Source organism: Candidatus Nitrospira neuquenensis (genome assembly GCF_979578155.1).
Window position 1 is genome coordinate 25694 of sequence record NZ_CEFZDU010000008.1, and the last position, 15040, is coordinate 40733.

At 67.2% G+C, this 15040-nt stretch carries 10 protein-coding genes; all 10 read right to left on the reverse strand.

Going from position 1 to position 15040, the window contains the following annotated elements; translation table 11 throughout:
- Positions 1-31: 31 nt before the first annotated feature.
- A complete protein-coding gene (locus AC1U7O_RS04090) occupies positions 32-1666 on the reverse strand; it encodes a B12-binding domain-containing radical SAM protein (protein WP_479893300.1) in 1635 nt (544 codons plus the stop codon).
- Positions 1667-1989: 323 nt separating this feature from the next.
- Positions 1990-2862, reverse strand: a complete 873-nt coding sequence (gene sucD, locus AC1U7O_RS04095) for a succinate--CoA ligase subunit alpha (protein WP_479893301.1) — start codon at positions 2860-2862, stop codon at positions 1990-1992.
- A gap of 276 nt (positions 2863-3138) precedes the next feature.
- Complete coding sequence (locus AC1U7O_RS04100) at positions 3139-3345, reverse strand: hypothetical protein (RefSeq protein WP_479893302.1); 207 nt, start codon at positions 3343-3345, stop codon at positions 3139-3141.
- Positions 3346-3384: 39 nt separating this feature from the next.
- Positions 3385-4584, reverse strand: a complete 1200-nt coding sequence (gene sucC / locus AC1U7O_RS04105) for an ADP-forming succinate--CoA ligase subunit beta (protein ID WP_479893303.1) — start codon at positions 4582-4584, stop codon at positions 3385-3387.
- Between the two features lie 76 nt (positions 4585-4660).
- Positions 4661-6241, reverse strand: a complete 1581-nt coding sequence (locus tag AC1U7O_RS04110; RefSeq protein WP_479893304.1) for an FAD-dependent oxidoreductase — start codon at positions 6239-6241, stop codon at positions 4661-4663.
- A gap of 94 nt (positions 6242-6335) precedes the next feature.
- The gene (locus AC1U7O_RS04115) at positions 6336-7049 is read right to left on the reverse strand and encodes a 2Fe-2S iron-sulfur cluster-binding protein (protein WP_479893305.1); all 714 of its coding nucleotides are present in this window, start codon (positions 7047-7049) and stop codon (positions 6336-6338) included.
- A 90-nt stretch (positions 7050-7139) separates the two neighbouring features.
- On the reverse strand, positions 7140-9371 hold the full coding sequence (locus tag AC1U7O_RS04120; RefSeq protein WP_479893306.1) for an NADP-dependent isocitrate dehydrogenase: 2232 nt from the start codon (positions 9369-9371) through the stop codon (positions 7140-7142).
- Positions 9372-9397: 26 nt separating this feature from the next.
- Positions 9398-11644 (reverse strand): aconitate hydratase, encoded by a 2247-nt coding sequence (locus AC1U7O_RS04125; protein ID WP_479893307.1) that lies wholly within the window; start codon positions 11642-11644, stop codon positions 9398-9400.
- Positions 11645-11705: 61 nt separating this feature from the next.
- Positions 11706-13532, reverse strand: a complete 1827-nt coding sequence (locus AC1U7O_RS04130) for a citrate/2-methylcitrate synthase (RefSeq protein ID WP_479893308.1) — start codon at positions 13530-13532, stop codon at positions 11706-11708.
- Between the two features lie 113 nt (positions 13533-13645).
- The gene (locus AC1U7O_RS04135; RefSeq protein ID WP_479893309.1) at positions 13646-14845 is read right to left on the reverse strand and encodes an ATP citrate lyase citrate-binding domain-containing protein; all 1200 of its coding nucleotides are present in this window, start codon (positions 14843-14845) and stop codon (positions 13646-13648) included.
- Between the last annotated feature and the right edge of the window lie 195 nt (positions 14846-15040).

Here is a 15040-nt window from a genome sequence, read left to right on the forward strand (position 1 = left end):
GCGCCGCGACGCGCGCGCCGCCTCCGGCCCCTCACCGGGACGACACCATCGGGAGCTCCCGGGGGCGCCCGGCCTCTCGGTCGATCCTGCGGCGTTCCTCCCTCGATTCCAGCAGCACCCGGGCGAGCACGTCGTCGGCGAGCTGCGTCAGGTTCGCCGCCTCCTCCTTCAGCGCGCCGTGCTCGACGGCGCGGGACAGCACTTCGGCCTTCGTCGCGCCCTTCTTCTGCCCCAGGAACGGCTTGATGATGAGGTAGACGACGTCGCGCACCGGCATGTACCGCAGGAACCGACGCAGGAGGCGGAACGTCTGCAGGGGATAGTGCAGCAGCTTGTGGAGAAACAGCCGCCTGAGCCCCGCGCGCCTCTCGTCGTTGATCACCTCGCCCGGGAGGCAGGTCGGGTCGATGGCCGAACACTTGAAATACTTGTACCAGTCGGCCCCTTCGCTGACCAGCCCCCGCCTGACGTACTCCTGCCACAGCGGCGTCCCGCGATAGACGCAGAGCCGGTTGAAGCCGAACGTATCGAGCGGGAGCGTGGACGCCAGGGCGAAGGTCGCCCGCATGTCCTCGACGGTCTCGTCCGGATTACCGACCGTGAAGAACCCGTGCACGATCTCGATGCCCGCCTGCTTGGCGTTCGTCACGGCCGTGGTCACCTCGGCCAGCGTCTGCTCCTTCTTCAGCCGATCCAGGACCTTCTGGCTCCCGCTCTCGATCCCGAACATGAGCGTGCGGCAGCGGGCCTTCGCCATGGCGGGGAACAGGTGCTGCGCGACCGAGTCCACCCGCCCCTCGCAGCCCCACTGGATGGTGACGCCGCGGTCCTGGATGCCGCGACAGATGGCCTCGATGCGCTTGGGCTGGAGGAGGAAGTGGTCGTCCACGAAATAGACGGAGCCGTAGCCCAGCGCCTGCAAGTGCTCGAACTCCGCCACGACGTGCTGCGGGCTGCGGGCGCGCCACTTCCCCTCGTTGAAGATCGGGATGTCGCAAAACACGCAGGGCCAGGGACAGCCGCGCGAGGTCTGCATCGTGGTGAACCGCTCCATGGAGAGCACCGCCGGCACGTCGAGCGGCATGGATTCGACGAAATCCAGCGGCAGGCTCTCGCGGTCGGGGAAGGGCCACTGATCGAGGTGGCGCTCCATGGGGCGGCCGGGGTTGTCCCGCACATGGCCGTCCTTCGCCCAGGTCAGCCCGCCGACGGTCCCGGGATCGTCCAGGCGCTCGACGAGGTCGAGGAGGAGCTGCTCGCCGTCTCCGCGGCAGACGAAGTCCACCTCCGGACATTGCCGCTTGACGAGCGGAGCGTTCAGGCTGGCGAAGACGCCGCCGAAGGCCAGCTTGACCTCGGGATCGCGGGCGCGGATCCGCCGCGCGAGGAGCTTCGCGTAGGGGTAGCTGGTGGTGCTCAGAAAGCTCAGGCCGACGAGGGCCGGGCGCCGACGTCGGATCTCCTCGACGATCGCCTCGTCCGGCGTGTCCGGATTGGCCTGGTCGAACATGACGCACTCGTGGCCCGCGCCCTTGAGCACGGCCGAGAGCGACATGATCCCGATGGGGGGAAACCCCATCACCCTGATCCGCCCGTTCTTGGCGCGGGTCTTGGCCGGCAGAGCGTAGAACTGCGGGTCGCGCACGTGGATCAGGAACACGCGCATCGGAACCTCCAGGCGCCACAGGGTTCGTCGAGCAGGGTGACGCGCGCGGGCCCCGGACGCCCGACGATCGGTCGTGCGCCGGGAGGCGTCCGCCGCGCCCCGGTCGTGATCTTGTCCGGACAGCTCGGCTCTTCGGCTTCGTCGGCTGGGGGGAGCGGGAGTCACCGCCATCCGATCCGTCGGGCGTCGCCCGCGGATCGGGGGAAGGGACGGGCTAGCGACGAGGGAAGCCTACCACGGGCGGGGGCAGCAGGGATAGGAAATACGGCGGCGGACGGTCCGGCGGCGCGTGGGGCGAGGGCGTCAGGATCCCCCGGGCCGGCTCAGGCGCCCAGGATGGACTTGACCGTGGCGCCGATCTCCGCCGGGTTCTTCACGACCCGCACGCCGGCCGCCTCGAGCGCCTTCATCTTCTCCGACGCCGTGCCCTTGCCGCCCGAGATGATCGCGCCGGCATGGCCCATGCGGCGGCCGGGCGGCGCAGTGATCCCGGCGATGAACCCGACGACCGGCTTACGGACGTTCTTCTTGATGAACTCGGCGGCCTTCTCCTCCGCGTCCCCGCCGATCTCGCCGATCATCACGACGGCCTTGGTCTCCGGGTCCTGCTCGAAGAGGGCGAGCACGTCCACGAAGTTGGTCCCGTTGACGGGATCGCCGCCGATGCCCACGCAGGTCGTCTCCCCGAGACCCAGGGTGGAGAGCTGGTGGACCGCCTCGTAGGTCAGGGTGCCGCTGCGGGAGACGACGCCCACGACGCCGCGCTTGTGGATGAAGCCGGGCATGATGCCGATCTTGCACTCGTCCACGGTGATGACGCCGGGACAGTTCGGGCCGATCAGCCGCACCTCGCGGCCGCGCAGCGCCCGCTTCACCCGCACCATGTCGTTGACGGGAATGCCCTCCGTGATGCAGACGATCAGGCGGACCCCGGCGTCGGCGGCTTCCAGGATCGCATCCGCCGCGAAGGGCGGCGGGACGAAGATCAGCGAGGTGTCGCACTGGGTCTTCTTCACCGCGTCCCGGACCGTGTTGAAGACCGGGATGCCCTCGACCTCCTGCCCGGCCTTGCCCGGCGTGACGCCGGCGACCACCCGCGTGCCGTAGGCCTTGCACTGGGTCGCGTGGAAGGAGCCTTCCTTGCCCGTGATCCCCTGCACCACCACCCGCGTCTGCTTATTGACCAGAATGCTCATGACCCTCGTTCCCGTTGTTAGCGACCCGCTTCTTCGTCCGTGAGTTCGGGGTGGAAGCCGCTGGCGCCGGATGCGTATCTTCCTTCAGCAACTCTAGCGGGTCCTGTCGTGGCGATCACCCCCGTCGTCCTCGCTCCACCCCTCCCCGTGGGGGGCGCTCCGGCGTTTGGCGTGGTACGGGCGCTGTGTGACCGTGCTGGTTGGGCAACCCATTGGCCCTTCGCCCCTTCCGCGGCGGGCGAGGGGGGACCCGCTCGCCACGCCACCCGCTCCCTCTTAGGCAGTTCCACGTTCCATGTAGTTTCGGATGAGGGCTAACTCCTGCCGAAACCAGCTCGCCAGTTCGCCGGTGATGTCCGGCGAACCGATCGGGTGGCCGTTGAACCGGCAGCGTTCGGTCAACACATCGACGTCTACCGTGCCCGGACCCAGTCTGGTGAGGGTCTTACCGCCACAGAACATCTGGCAGAGCCGGTCGGCCACGTTTTGAACGTCTCCGCGCACCGTCCTGCTTTCCTCTCCTCACCCGACCGCCTCCACCTTCCTCCGTTTTCGCCCCGTCATCGCCACGATCTTCTGCGCCGCTTCCCAGAGGTCGTCGGCCACGTCCACGGTCAGACCGGAGTCCTTCAGCAGCGCCCGCCCCTCCTCGGCGTTGGTCCCCTGCAGCCGGACCACGAGCGGCACCCGGAGGTTGACTTCCTTGGCCGCGTCGATCACGCCGTGGGCGATCCGCTCGCAGCGGACGATCCCGCCGAAGATGTTGATGAAGATGCCCTTCACGTTCCGGTCCCTGAGCAGGATGCGGAAGCCGGCGGCCACGGTCTCCTTGGTCGCCCCGCCGCCCACGTCCAGGAAGTTGGCCGGCTCGCTCCCCGCCAGCTTGATGACGTCCATCGTCGCCATGGCCAGGCCCGCGCCGTTGACCATGCAGCCGATGTTGCCGTCCAGCTTGACGTAGTTGAGGTTGTTCGCCGTGGCCTCGATCTCCAGCGGGTCCTCCTCGTGCAGGTCCCGCATCGCCTGGACGTCCGCGTGCTTGAACAGGCCGTTGTCGTCGAAGGACACCTTGCCGTCGAGCGCGACGAGCTTCTTGTCCGTCGTGACGACCAGCGGGTTGATCTCGACGAGCGCCGCGTTCTTGTCCATGAACAATCGGTACAGGTTGCCGAGCATCTGCACGAAGGGGTTGATGACGGCCGGCTCGATGGCATTCAGCCCGAGCGCGAAGGCGACGTTGCGGCCGTTGTAGCCCTGGAACCCGACGGCCGGGTCGATCGCCTCCTTGATGATCTTCTCCGGCGTGCGCGCGGCCACCTCCTCGATCTCCATGCCCCCCTCGGTGCTGGCGATGAAGACCGGCCAGCCGCTGTCGCGGTCCACGAGCAGGCTGAGGTACAGCTCCTTGGCGATCCCGGCGCCTTCCTCGATGAGGAGGCGGCGGACCTTGCGGCCCTTCGGGCCGGTCTGGTGCGTGACGAGCGTCTTGCCGAGCAGCTCCTTCGCCAGAAGCGGTACCTCGGCCTTGTTCTTCGTGATCTTCACGCCGCCGGCCTTGCCGCGCCCGCCCGCATGGATCTGCGCCTTCACCACGTACACGGGGCTGTTCAGCTTCGCGACCCACTTCTCCGCGGCGAGCGGCGTCCGGACCTCCCGACCCGTCGGCACCGGCACGCCGAACTGGGCGAACAAGGACTTGGCCTGGAATTCATGGATGTTCATGGTTCTCCTTCGATGGCGTGAAGCATGAGGAGAGCGGCTGTCGGGGCCCCCTACGCCTCACCCCTTACCCCTGACGCTATTCTTTCTTGGCATAGGCGGGGAACAGCATCGGCGAGACGACATCGGGGGTCACGTTGTGCTTCCTGGCTTCGTCCCGGAACTTCTTCACGTGGTCCAGCGTCAGCCTGCCCTGCGATCCCGACTTGGCCCGGGCCGCCGCCGTGAGCCCCGACCGCTTGCCGTACACCATCAGGTCCAGCAGCGAGTTGCCCATCAGTCGGTTGCGGCCGTGCAGCCCGCCGGACGCCTCGCCGGCCACGAAGAGGTTTTTGACGTCGGACTCCCCGTTCACGTCGATCTTCACGCCGCCGTTCTGGTAGTGCAGCGTCGGATAGATCAGCACCGGGTCCTTGGCGATGTCGATGCCGAACCGCTGATACTGGCGCACCATCGCGGGGAAATGCTTCTCCAGCGTGCCGGGCCCCTGCTCGACTTCGAGCAGCGGCGTGTCGAGCCACACGCCGACCCGGCCCGACATCGTGCGGATGCCGCGGCCCTCCTCGCACTCGCGGATGATCGAGGACGAGACGACGTCGCGCGTGTCCAGCTCGTTGACGAACCGCTCGCCCCTGGCGTTGACCAGGTGCCCGCCCTCGGAGCGGATGCCCTCGGTGACCAGCGCGCCGATCAACTGCTCGGGATAGACCGCCCCCGAGGGGTGGTACTGGAAGGTGTCCACGTGCATGAGCCTCGCGCCCATGCGATAGGCCATCGCCAGGCCGTCGCCCGTCGCGCCGAAATGGTTGCTGGTCGGGAACCCCTGGATGTGGAGCCGGCCGATGCCGCCGGTGGCGAGGATCACGGCCTTGGCCGCGACGACGACGAACCGCTTGTTGTCCAGGTCGCGCAGCACCGCCCCGGTGCACGCGCCGTGGCCGTCGCTCAGCAGCTCGACCGCGGCGGAGAACTCCAGCAACTGGACCTTCTGGTTGAGCACCTCGTCCTTGAGCACCCGCATGATCTCCAGCCCGGTGTAGTCCGACGCCGTCAGCAGCCGCGGCTTGGAGCTGCCGCCGCCCTTCTTGACGTGCAGGTTGCCGTCCGGGTCCCGATCGAAGAGCACGCCCAGCTCCAGCAGCCACTTGGCGATGGACGGCCCCTCCTCGACCATCACCTTGAGGAGCTGATGGTCGTTCTTCATGTGGCCGCCCTTGAGGGTGTCGAGGAAGTGCGTGATCGGCGAGTCCTCGTGCGTCACCGCGATCTGCATGCCGCCCTGCGCCATGACGGTGTTGGAGTCGCCCAGCCGCAGCTTGGTGGCCAGGATGACCTTGGCGCCCTGCGCATGGGCGTGGAGCGCGGCCGCGCAGCCGGCCCCCCCGCCGCCCACCACCAGCACGTCGCAAGCGTGGTGGGGCGTCAGGTCCAGGTCCGGCGGCACGGGACTGTCGCCTTCCAGCAGCGCCGCCAGCTCCCGGACGGTCTTCTCGCCGGCGTTCGGGCCGAACCTGATCGGCCGGTAGGCGCTCTCGCGGTAATCGGGATGGTACTTCTTGATCAGCGTGTCGCGCTCGGCCGGCGCGTACTTGGGGAGCGTCTGCTTGCGGCGCGCGTCGCGGGTCCGGTGGACGATCTCTTGGAGTTTGTGAATGTCCATCAGATCACAGGGGGAAGGCGGGCAACCGTACGAGCGGCAAAACGCGCTCCTCGCGAGGCCGAGTTGTCACTCGCCGACGGGCTCATCGGTCTCTTCACTTGAGGTCGGCGCAGGCCTTCGCGAGCTCCTGCTCGTTCATCTTGAGGACGCGGTCCCACTCCTCCTTGTACCGACCATCGGCGATCTCCTTGATGCGGTGTTCCAGCCGCTCGGGCTTTTCCGTGAAATGCGCGCCCTGGGCGCGGCTGGCGTAGAGCGCGACGAGGTTGGGCGCGATGTCCGCGATGCAGACCGGCGCGCAGAGCCCGCACATGACGCAGTCCATGAACATCTCGGAGACGCTCTTGAAGTCGCCGAAGACCGCTTTCCACACGCCCTCCCGCACGTCGATCTTCTGCGGACAGGCCTCGGTGCAGGCGTTGCAATTGCGGCAGAGCGGGGCCTCCGGGTAGAGATTGAACAGGTCCTGCTTGGGATCCTTCAGCTCGCCGATGTTGTAGACGGCCTTGCGGGCCGGGAAGGGCGGCACCATCGAGAAGGACATGCCGTCCTGCACCGCCGTCTGGCAGGCCAAGCAGGTCTTCACTTTGGGGTCGTCCTTCGTCCGGTAGTAGGTCGCGCAGGCCCCGCAGAAGCCGCCCAGGCAGCCGATCCCACGGATGACCTCCTGCCCGGCGTACCAGAGGGCCTTGATGACGGTGATCCCCTCCGGCACCTCGTACCTCTTGCCGGCGATCTCCACCGCGACCATCCGCGGCCGGAGGACCTCCTCCTGATCGATGACGTTGTCCTTGTCGATGTCCGGCATGTGAGACGGCCTTCAGGGACGCACGAGGAGCGAGGGGACCATCATACTCCCCTCACTCCTCGTTTTTCATCCTCCCGCGGCCCGGTCGGGTCAGGCGATCGCCCCCACGATCGCGTTCAACGTCGGGCTGGGCCGCATCGCCTTCGACGCCTTCTCGTCGTCGGGATGGTAGTACCCGCCCAGGTCCACCGGCTTACCCTGGGCGGCGAGCAGCTCGGCGTTGATCTTGGCCTCGTTCTCCTCGAACTGCTTGGCCACCTTGGCGAATTTCGCCGCCAGGGCCGGGTCCTCGGTCTGCTCGGCCAGCGCCTGCGCCCAGTACATGGCCAGGTAGAAATGGCTGCCGCGGTTGTCGATCTCGCCCACCTTGCGGGCGGGGGACTTGTTGCTCTCCAGGAACTTCGCGTTGGCCTTGTCCAGCGTGTCGGCCAGGATCTTCGCGGTCTTGTTGCCGGCCACCTTGGCCAGGTGCTCCAGGGAGGCGGCCAGCGCCAGGAACTCGCCCAGCGAGTCCCAGCGCAGATAGCCCTCCTCCTGGAACTGCTGCACGTGCTTGGGCGCCGAGCCGCCGGCGCCGGTCTCGAACAGGCCGCCGCCGTTCAGCAGGGGCACGATCGAGAGCATCTTCGCGCTGGTGCCGATTTCCAGGATCGGGAACAGGTCCGTGAGGTAATCACGGAGCACGTTCCCGGTGACGGAGATCGTGTCCTTCCCTTCCTTCATCCGCTGCAGGGAGAACCGCATCGCCTCCGCCGGGGGCATGATCCGGATGTCGAGGCCCGTCGTGTCGTGGTTCTTCAGGTACCGCTCGACCTTCTTGATCAGCTCGGCGTCGTGTGCCCGGTTCTTGTTCAGCCAGAAGACCGCGGGCGCGCCCGTGGCCTTGGCGCGGTTGACGGCGAGCTTCACCCAATCCTGGATCGCGGCGTCCTTGACCTGGCACATGCGCCAGATATCGCCCGCCTCGACCCTGTGCTCCAGCAGCGTCCTGCCGGAGGCGTCCACCACGCGGATCGTGCCGTCGCCCGGCGCCTTGAAGGTCTTGTCGTGCGAGCCGTACTCCTCGGCCGCCTGCGCCATGAGGCCGACGTTGGGCACGCTGCCCATGGTCCTGGGGTCGAAGGCGCCGTGCTGCTTGCAGAACTGGATCATCTCCTGGTAGATCGGCGCGTAACTGCCGTCGGGGATGACGCACTTGGTGTCCTGCAGCTTCCCGTCCGGCCCCCACATCTTGCCGGAGTCGCGGATGACCGGCGGCATGGAGGCGTCGATGATCACGTCACTGGGGACGTGCAGGTTGGTGATTCCCTTGTCGGAGTTGACCATCGCCAGCGGCGGCCGCTTCTGGTACACGGCCTGGATGTCCGCCTCGATGGCCTTGCGCTGGTCGTCCGGCAGCGCCTTGATCTTCTCGTAGAGGTCGCCCAGCCCGTTGTCCGGGTCCACCCCCAGCTTCTTGAACGTGTCCTTGTGCTTCTCGAAGACGTCCTTGAAGTAGACCGAGACGACGTGGCCGAAGATCTTCGGGTCGGAGACCTTCATCATCGTCGCCTTGAGGTGCACGGAAAACAGGACGCCCTGTCGTTTGGCGTCCTCGATCTGCTCCTCGATGAACTCGCGCAGCGCGCGGGCGCTCATGAAGGTGGCGTCGATGACCTCGCCGGCCTGCAGCGCGACCTTGGGCTTGAGGACCGTCGTCGTGCCGTCCCGGCCGACGAACTCGATACGCGCCTCGGTCGCCTCGGCGACCGTCATGGACTGCTCGTTGGAACGGAAATCCCCCCTCGCCATGTGGGCGACGTGGGTCTTGGAGTCCGGGGTCCACGCCCCCATCTTGTGCGGGTGCTTCCTCGCGTGCTGCTTCACGGAGAGCGGCGCCCGGCGGTCCGAGTTGCCCTCGCGCAGCACGGGGTTGACGGCGCTGCCCTTCACCCTGTCGTACCGCGCCTTGATCTCCCGTTCCTTGTCGTCCTTCGGATTCTCGGGGTAGTCGGGGATCCGGTAGCCCTGGCTCTGCAGCTCCTTGATGGCCGCCTTGAGCTGCGGCACCGAGGCGCTGATGTTGGGCAGCTTGATGATGTTGGCTTCCGGCGTCTTGGCGAGCTCGCCCAGCTCGGCCAGCGCGTCCGGCTGCTTCTGTTCCGGCGTCAGGTATTCCGGAAACACCGCCAGGATGCGGCCCGCGAGCGAGATGTCCCGCAGCTCGACGGTCACGCCGGCCGCCTTGGTGAAGGCGTTGATGATCGGCAGGAACGAATAGGTCGCCAGCATCGGGGCTTCGTCGGTTTTCGTATAGATGATCTTGGAGGCTGTGGTCGTCATGGCTTATCCTCTTCCATCGCTTGGTGTTAGTTCAGCGCGTTCAGCGCCGAGCCCGCCTTGAACCACGCAATCTGCTGCTGCGTCATGCTGTGGTTCGCCTGGATGGTGAGCGCGTGGCCATCCGCCTTGTGGATCGTCACCGACACCGGCTTGCCCGGAGCCAATGCGCTTAGCCCGGTCACACTGATGCGGTCTTGCTGCTCGATCTTCTCGTAATCCTTCGGGTCAGCGAAGGTCAACGCCAAGATCCCCTGTTTCTTGAGGTTGGTCTCATGGATGCGCGCGAAGCTCTTGACCAGCACCACCTTCACGTTCAGGAACCGCGGGGACATGGCCGCGTGCTCGCGGCTGCTCCCCTCGCCGTAGTTCTCGTCGCCGACCACCACCGAGCCGATGCCCTGCGCCTTGTAGGCACGGGCGATCTGGGCGATGGGCAGGCCCGTCTCGCCGGTGAGCACGTTGGTGCCCTTGCCGAGCTCGGGGTGGAACGCGTTGGTGGCGCCCAGGAACATGTTGTCGCTGATCTTGTCGAGGTGGCCGCGGTACTTGAGCCAGGGACCGGCCGGGGAGATGTGGTCGGTCGTGGTCTTGCCCTTGGTCTTGATCAGGATCGGCAGCTTCTCGAAGTCCCGGCCGTCCCACCGCGGGAAGGGCTGGAGCACCTGGAGCCGCTCGCTGGTCGGCGGAATGTCCACCGTCAGGCCCTCGCCGTCCTCGGCGGGGGGCACGAACCCCTCCTCGCCCTTGGCGAAGCCCTTGGCCGGCAGCTCCTCCCCCTGCGGCGGCTCGAACTTGAACTCCTTGCCGTCCGCCCCCGTGAGCGTCATCGTCACCGGGTCGAAGGTCAGGTCGCCGGCGAAGGCGTAGGCGGTGACGATCTCCGGGCTGGCGAGGAAGGAGAGCGTCTCGTTGACGCCGTCGTTGCGCCCGGGGAAGTTGCGGTTGAAGGAGCTGACGATGGAGTCCGCCCGGCCCTTCACCGCGTCGGCCCGCTTCCACTGGCCGATGCAGGGACCGCAGGAGTTGGACAGGACCGTGGCCCCCATCCGCTCGAAGGCCTCCATGAACCCGTCCCGCTTCATCGTGTGGTAGATCCGCTCCGAGCCGGGCGACACGAGGAACGCGGTCCTGGCCTTGAGCCCCGCCTTCAGCCCCTGCCGGGCGATGTGGGCCGACCGGCTGATGTCCTCGTAGGAGGAGTTGGTGCAGCTCCCGATCAGCGCCGCCTTGAGCTCGACCGGGTAGCCCTTCTCCTTGGCCTCGGCCGCCATCTTGGAGATGGGCCGGGCCAGGTCCGGCGTGTGCGGCCCGACGACGTGGGGCTCGAGCCGGGAGAGGTCGATCTCCACGACCTGGTCGTAGTACCGCTCCGGAGCCTGGAGCACCTCGGGGTCGGCCGTGAGCAGCGCCCGGTTCGCCAGGGCGAGCTGCGCGATCTCGGCCCGGTCCGTGATCCTGAGGTAGTCCACCATCTTCTGATCGAACTGGAAGACGGAGGTCGTCGCGCCGAGCTCCGCGCCCATGTTCGTGATCGTGCCCTTGCCCGTGGCGCTGATCGTCTCGGCGCCGGGGCCGAAGTATTCCAGGATCTTGTTCGTGCCGCCCTTCACGGTGAGCAGCCCGCAGAGGTAGAGGATCACGTCCTTGGGCGAGGCCCAGCCGCTCAGCTTGCCGGTCAGCTTGACGCCGATCAGCTTCGGATGCAGCACCTCCCAGGGCAGGCCGGCCATCACCTCGCCCGCGTCGGCCCCGCCGACGCCGATGGCGAGCATCCCCAGCCCGCCGCCGTTGGGCGTGTGCGAGTCGGTGCCGATGATCAGCCCGCCGGGGAAGGCGTAGTTCTCGAGCACCACCTGGTGGATGATGCCCGCGCCCGGTTTCCAGAACCCGATCCCGTACTTCTTCGCCGCGGAGGCCAGGAAGTTGTACACCTCCCGGTTCTCGTCCATCGCGCGCAGCAGGTCCTTCTCCGAGCCCATCTCCGCGCGGATGAGGTGGTCGCAGTGGATCGTGCTGGGGACGGCCACCTTCTTCTTGCCCGCCTGCATGAACTGCAGGATGGCCATCTGGGCCGTCGCGTCCTGCATCGCGACCCGGTCGGGGCGGAGGGCCAGCATGGCCTTGCCCCGCTCCCAGATCTGGCTGTCGAAGTCGTCGGCGTGGGCGACCAGGATCTTCTCGGCCAGCGTCAGCGGGCGACCGAACTTCTTCCGGGCCTTCTCGACGACCCCGGGCATCCTGGCGTAGAGCGCTTTGACCATTTCCACGGACATGGTATTCCCCCTCACAGGGTTCTCAGCTCGAATCCGAGAACCGAAGACCGATCGCCGATGACTAGGTCAGAGGCGGGACCTCCCGCCGTTTCGGGGCAGCGTAGTTCACGAGATAGTCGAACAGCCGGATCAGGCGGCTCTCCTGGCGCTTCTGGTCCACCCAGTGGCCGATCAAGCCGATCGTCCGCGAGAGGATGAAGAACCCGTTGAGGCTGTCCACCGGGAACCCGAGGTCCACCAGCACCGCGGCCATCGTCCCGTCCACGTTCAGGATCAGGTTCTCCTTCTTGGCCGAGGTCACCTTCTCGACCTCCAGCGCGAAGTCGAGGCACGGCGTCTTGATGCCCAGGCTCTTGACGTACCCGACGAGCTCCTTCACCCGCTTGTCGGGGTTGCGGACGCTCTTGACCCGGTGGCCGATGCCCGGCACCGGCCCCACTTCCTTCTTCATGAAGGCCAGGAACTGATCCACCGTCATCTTGTTGTCCACCGCGTGCTTGAACCAGCGGCCCGCGTCGGTGACCGCGCCGCCGAACCGCGGCCCGATCATGATCAGGCCCGCCGCCACCGCCTGGGACATGCCGATGCCGGCGCAGGCGGCGATGATCGTCGCAAGCGCGCCGCTCACGCAGGGGCCGTGGTCGGCGGAGAGCATGATGATGCGCTTGATGATCTCGGCCTCCTGCCGGGAGATGAGCCGCTTGTCCCAGAGCAGGCCGATGACGTGGGGGATCTCGTAGCCCTTGTTGATGAGCTCGGAGGCGGGGTAGCCGTCGTAGCAGGGCTCGTCGCCGCGGTCGTCGCTGATCGTCGTCTTGATGAGCGGGGCGACCGTGACCTCCCCCGCCTTCATGCCCTCCTCGACGGTCTTGGGCAGCTTCGGCAGGTCCTCCGGCCGCAGGTCGGGGATCGGCACGACCCGGCCGCTCTTCACCAGCTCCTCATAGGTCGCCCGGATCGCCGGGCCCAGCGCGCCGAACGTCTCCGGCACGAGCGCCCCGGCCTTCCTGAGCGCGTCGGACTTGGCGCGGGCCGAGCCCTCGCCCTTCGCGCCCTCCTTGGCGCCGGCGTGGCCGAACTTCATCCCCTTGGGCAGGCTCTCTTGGCAGAAGCCCGAGACGACCGCGAGCAGCTTGATGCGCCGTTTCTTCGCCCCGTACCACTCGGCCGCGCGCTCCTCCAGGTCGCCGCCCATCTCCCCGACGATCACGACCGCCTTGGTCTGGGGGTCCTGCTCGAACATCTCCAGGTAGCTCACGTAGTCCGTGCCGGGGTAGGCGTCGCCCCCGATGCCGATCGCCGTCGTGATGCCGTCGGCGAACTGCGAGCAGATCCAGATGATCTCGTTGGACAGGCCGCCCGACTTGGTGATGACGCCGAAGGAGCCCTCGCGGTAGAGCTTGCACGCGACGAGGTTGTCGAAGGCGCCGCCGATGACGCCCAGCCGGCAGGAGCCCGCGGAAATGATGCCGATGGACGAGGGCCCGTTGAACACCTTGCCCAGCTTGCGCGCGTGGGCGCCGAGCAGCTTCGCGTCCTTCTCCGGCACGCCCTCGGTGATCATGGACACGAGCTGGATCTTGGGGTCGTTCAGCGCCTCCATGCCCCCGGCGAAGGCCCGGTCCGCGCCGATGTACACGAGGCTCGTGTTGATCTGCGGATGGTTGGCCGTGGCCTCGGCGACGCTCTTGTACACCGGGATCGTGAGCAGCCCGCTCCCGTAGGGCACCTCGTTCGTCTTGCCCGCGTCGGGCGGATAGACGAAGGCCTCCACGTTCAGCGGCCGCTTGATCATGTAGCAGAACTCCGCCATGCGCCGCGCGGCGTTCAGCCCGGCCGCCCCACCCTGGATGACGACCCGCGTATCCTTGTTCGCGAGAATGCTCATCGGACTCCCCTTCGAAGAAGGCGGTGATGGTAGAGGTTGCACGAGCGGCGGCGTCAGGGGGCCGCCCCAATCCTTCGATCCCTCACTCCCTCAATCTTTCAATCACCCCATCGTCATTTCTTGTGCAGCGCCATGTCCACGATGTCGGTGAGCGGCGTATGGCGGTCGAAGACCTGGATGTCGAAGCCCTCGTCCTTGAGCGCCCGCATGGCCTCCAGGCCCTCCTTCTCGCGGGGTCCACCGCGGCGCACCCAGATCTTGACGCCGTCGAGCTTGCCCTGCGCCTTGGCCTTGCGGAAGCCGGCGATGATGCCGCCGAAGGTCTTCTTGACGTCCGTGAAATTGGCGATCGCGCCGCCGACGATGATGTTCTTGATGCCGGGCAGGGAGCAGACCTTCTCGGTCAAGACCTCCACGGCCCAGTCCGGAGGATCGCCGGAATACTCGGCGTAGTTCGCGAGCTTGCCGCCCAGCGCCACGACCGCGTCGGAATAGTAGACGCTCGCGCCACCGCCCGCCGGGAGCATGGCCGTGTCGCCGCCCGGAATCTCGATGAACTTGACGGACCCCTTGATCTTGGAGTCCACCGCCATGACCTCGAGCTCGTCCTTGGTATAGGCGCGGCCGAACTCGGCCGCGAAGGGGAAGGTCCAGTCGGGATGGCGGAACTTGGCGTCGCCGTCCAGGAGCGTCACCGCGTCCAGCGCGACCAGCTCGCCGTCGCCCTCGCGGGCCACCACCGGGTTCACCTCCAGGTATTGCGCGTCCTCGTTGTCGAAGCAGGTGAACAGCTTCTGCGCGAACGCCGCGACCCGCTCGGCGAGCGGCCCGCCGAACCCGGCGTCCTTCGCCAGCTTCACCAGGCCGTCGGCCGTCGGGGCGCCGCCGATCTCCACGCCCAGGCGCTTGACGCGCTCCCAGTTCGACTCCACCTCGACGCCGCCGCAGTTGGCGAGCAGGATCTCCGAGCCCTCGCGGGTGGACTTGACCGCCGCGTAGTACTCCTCCTTATGCGGCACCATCTCGGAGACGATCACCTGGGAGACCGTGATGCTCCCCACCTGTCGGCCGAGCATCTCCTTGGCCGCCGCGACCGCGCCCGCGAGGTCCAACCCCACCTTCACCAGCCCGAGCTTGAAGCGGGAGCCCAGCGCCTCGTGGGCCTTGACGACCAGCCTGGCCTGCTTCAGCCAGTCGTTGGCCGCGCCCAGCTTCGCCAGCTCGTCGGCCGAGGTCACCACGACGTAGTGGGGCACCGTGATGCCCCATTTCTTCATGAGCCCCATCCCGGGGCCTTCCAGCACCTTCGCCATGACCTGCCGCTCCTTACGTTTAAGAAACGGGTGAGTTTCCTGGTCGGAGAGCCGCCAAGCCTAGCGGAATCCCGCGGTTAACTCAATGTCCCTGATGGCCCAAACGGAGGGAACAAAAGCCCTACCCGGCGCGTCCGGATTCCTGGTGCGAAGGGACTGACTGTGCCGGTTCGGCCAGGGGGTAGTCTAAGGAGG

Excerpts from the sequence above, each read along its gene's own strand:
- AC1U7O_RS04090 (WP_479893300.1), bottom strand. The coding sequence starts at position 1,666 with ATGCGCGTGTTCCTGATCCACGTGCGCGACCCGCAGTTCTACGCTCTG.
- sucD (WP_479893301.1), bottom strand. The coding sequence starts at position 2,862 with ATGAGCATTCTGGTCAATAAGCAGACGCGGGTGGTGGTGCAGGGGATC.
- sucC (WP_479893303.1), bottom strand. The coding sequence starts at position 4,584 with ATGAACATCCATGAATTCCAGGCCAAGTCCTTGTTCGCCCAGTTCGGC.
- AC1U7O_RS04110 (WP_479893304.1), bottom strand. The coding sequence starts at position 6,241 with ATGGACATTCACAAACTCCAAGAGATCGTCCACCGGACCCGCGACGCG.
- AC1U7O_RS04115 (WP_479893305.1), bottom strand. The coding sequence starts at position 7,049 with ATGCCGGACATCGACAAGGACAACGTCATCGATCAGGAGGAGGTCCTC.
- AC1U7O_RS04120 (WP_479893306.1), bottom strand. The coding sequence starts at position 9,371 with ATGACGACCACAGCCTCCAAGATCATCTATACGAAAACCGACGAAGCC.
- AC1U7O_RS04125 (WP_479893307.1), bottom strand. The coding sequence starts at position 11,644 with ATGTCCGTGGAAATGGTCAAAGCGCTCTACGCCAGGATGCCCGGGGTC.
- AC1U7O_RS04130 (WP_479893308.1), bottom strand. The coding sequence starts at position 13,532 with ATGAGCATTCTCGCGAACAAGGATACGCGGGTCGTCATCCAGGGTGGG.
- AC1U7O_RS04135 (WP_479893309.1), bottom strand. The coding sequence starts at position 14,845 with ATGGCGAAGGTGCTGGAAGGCCCCGGGATGGGGCTCATGAAGAAATGG.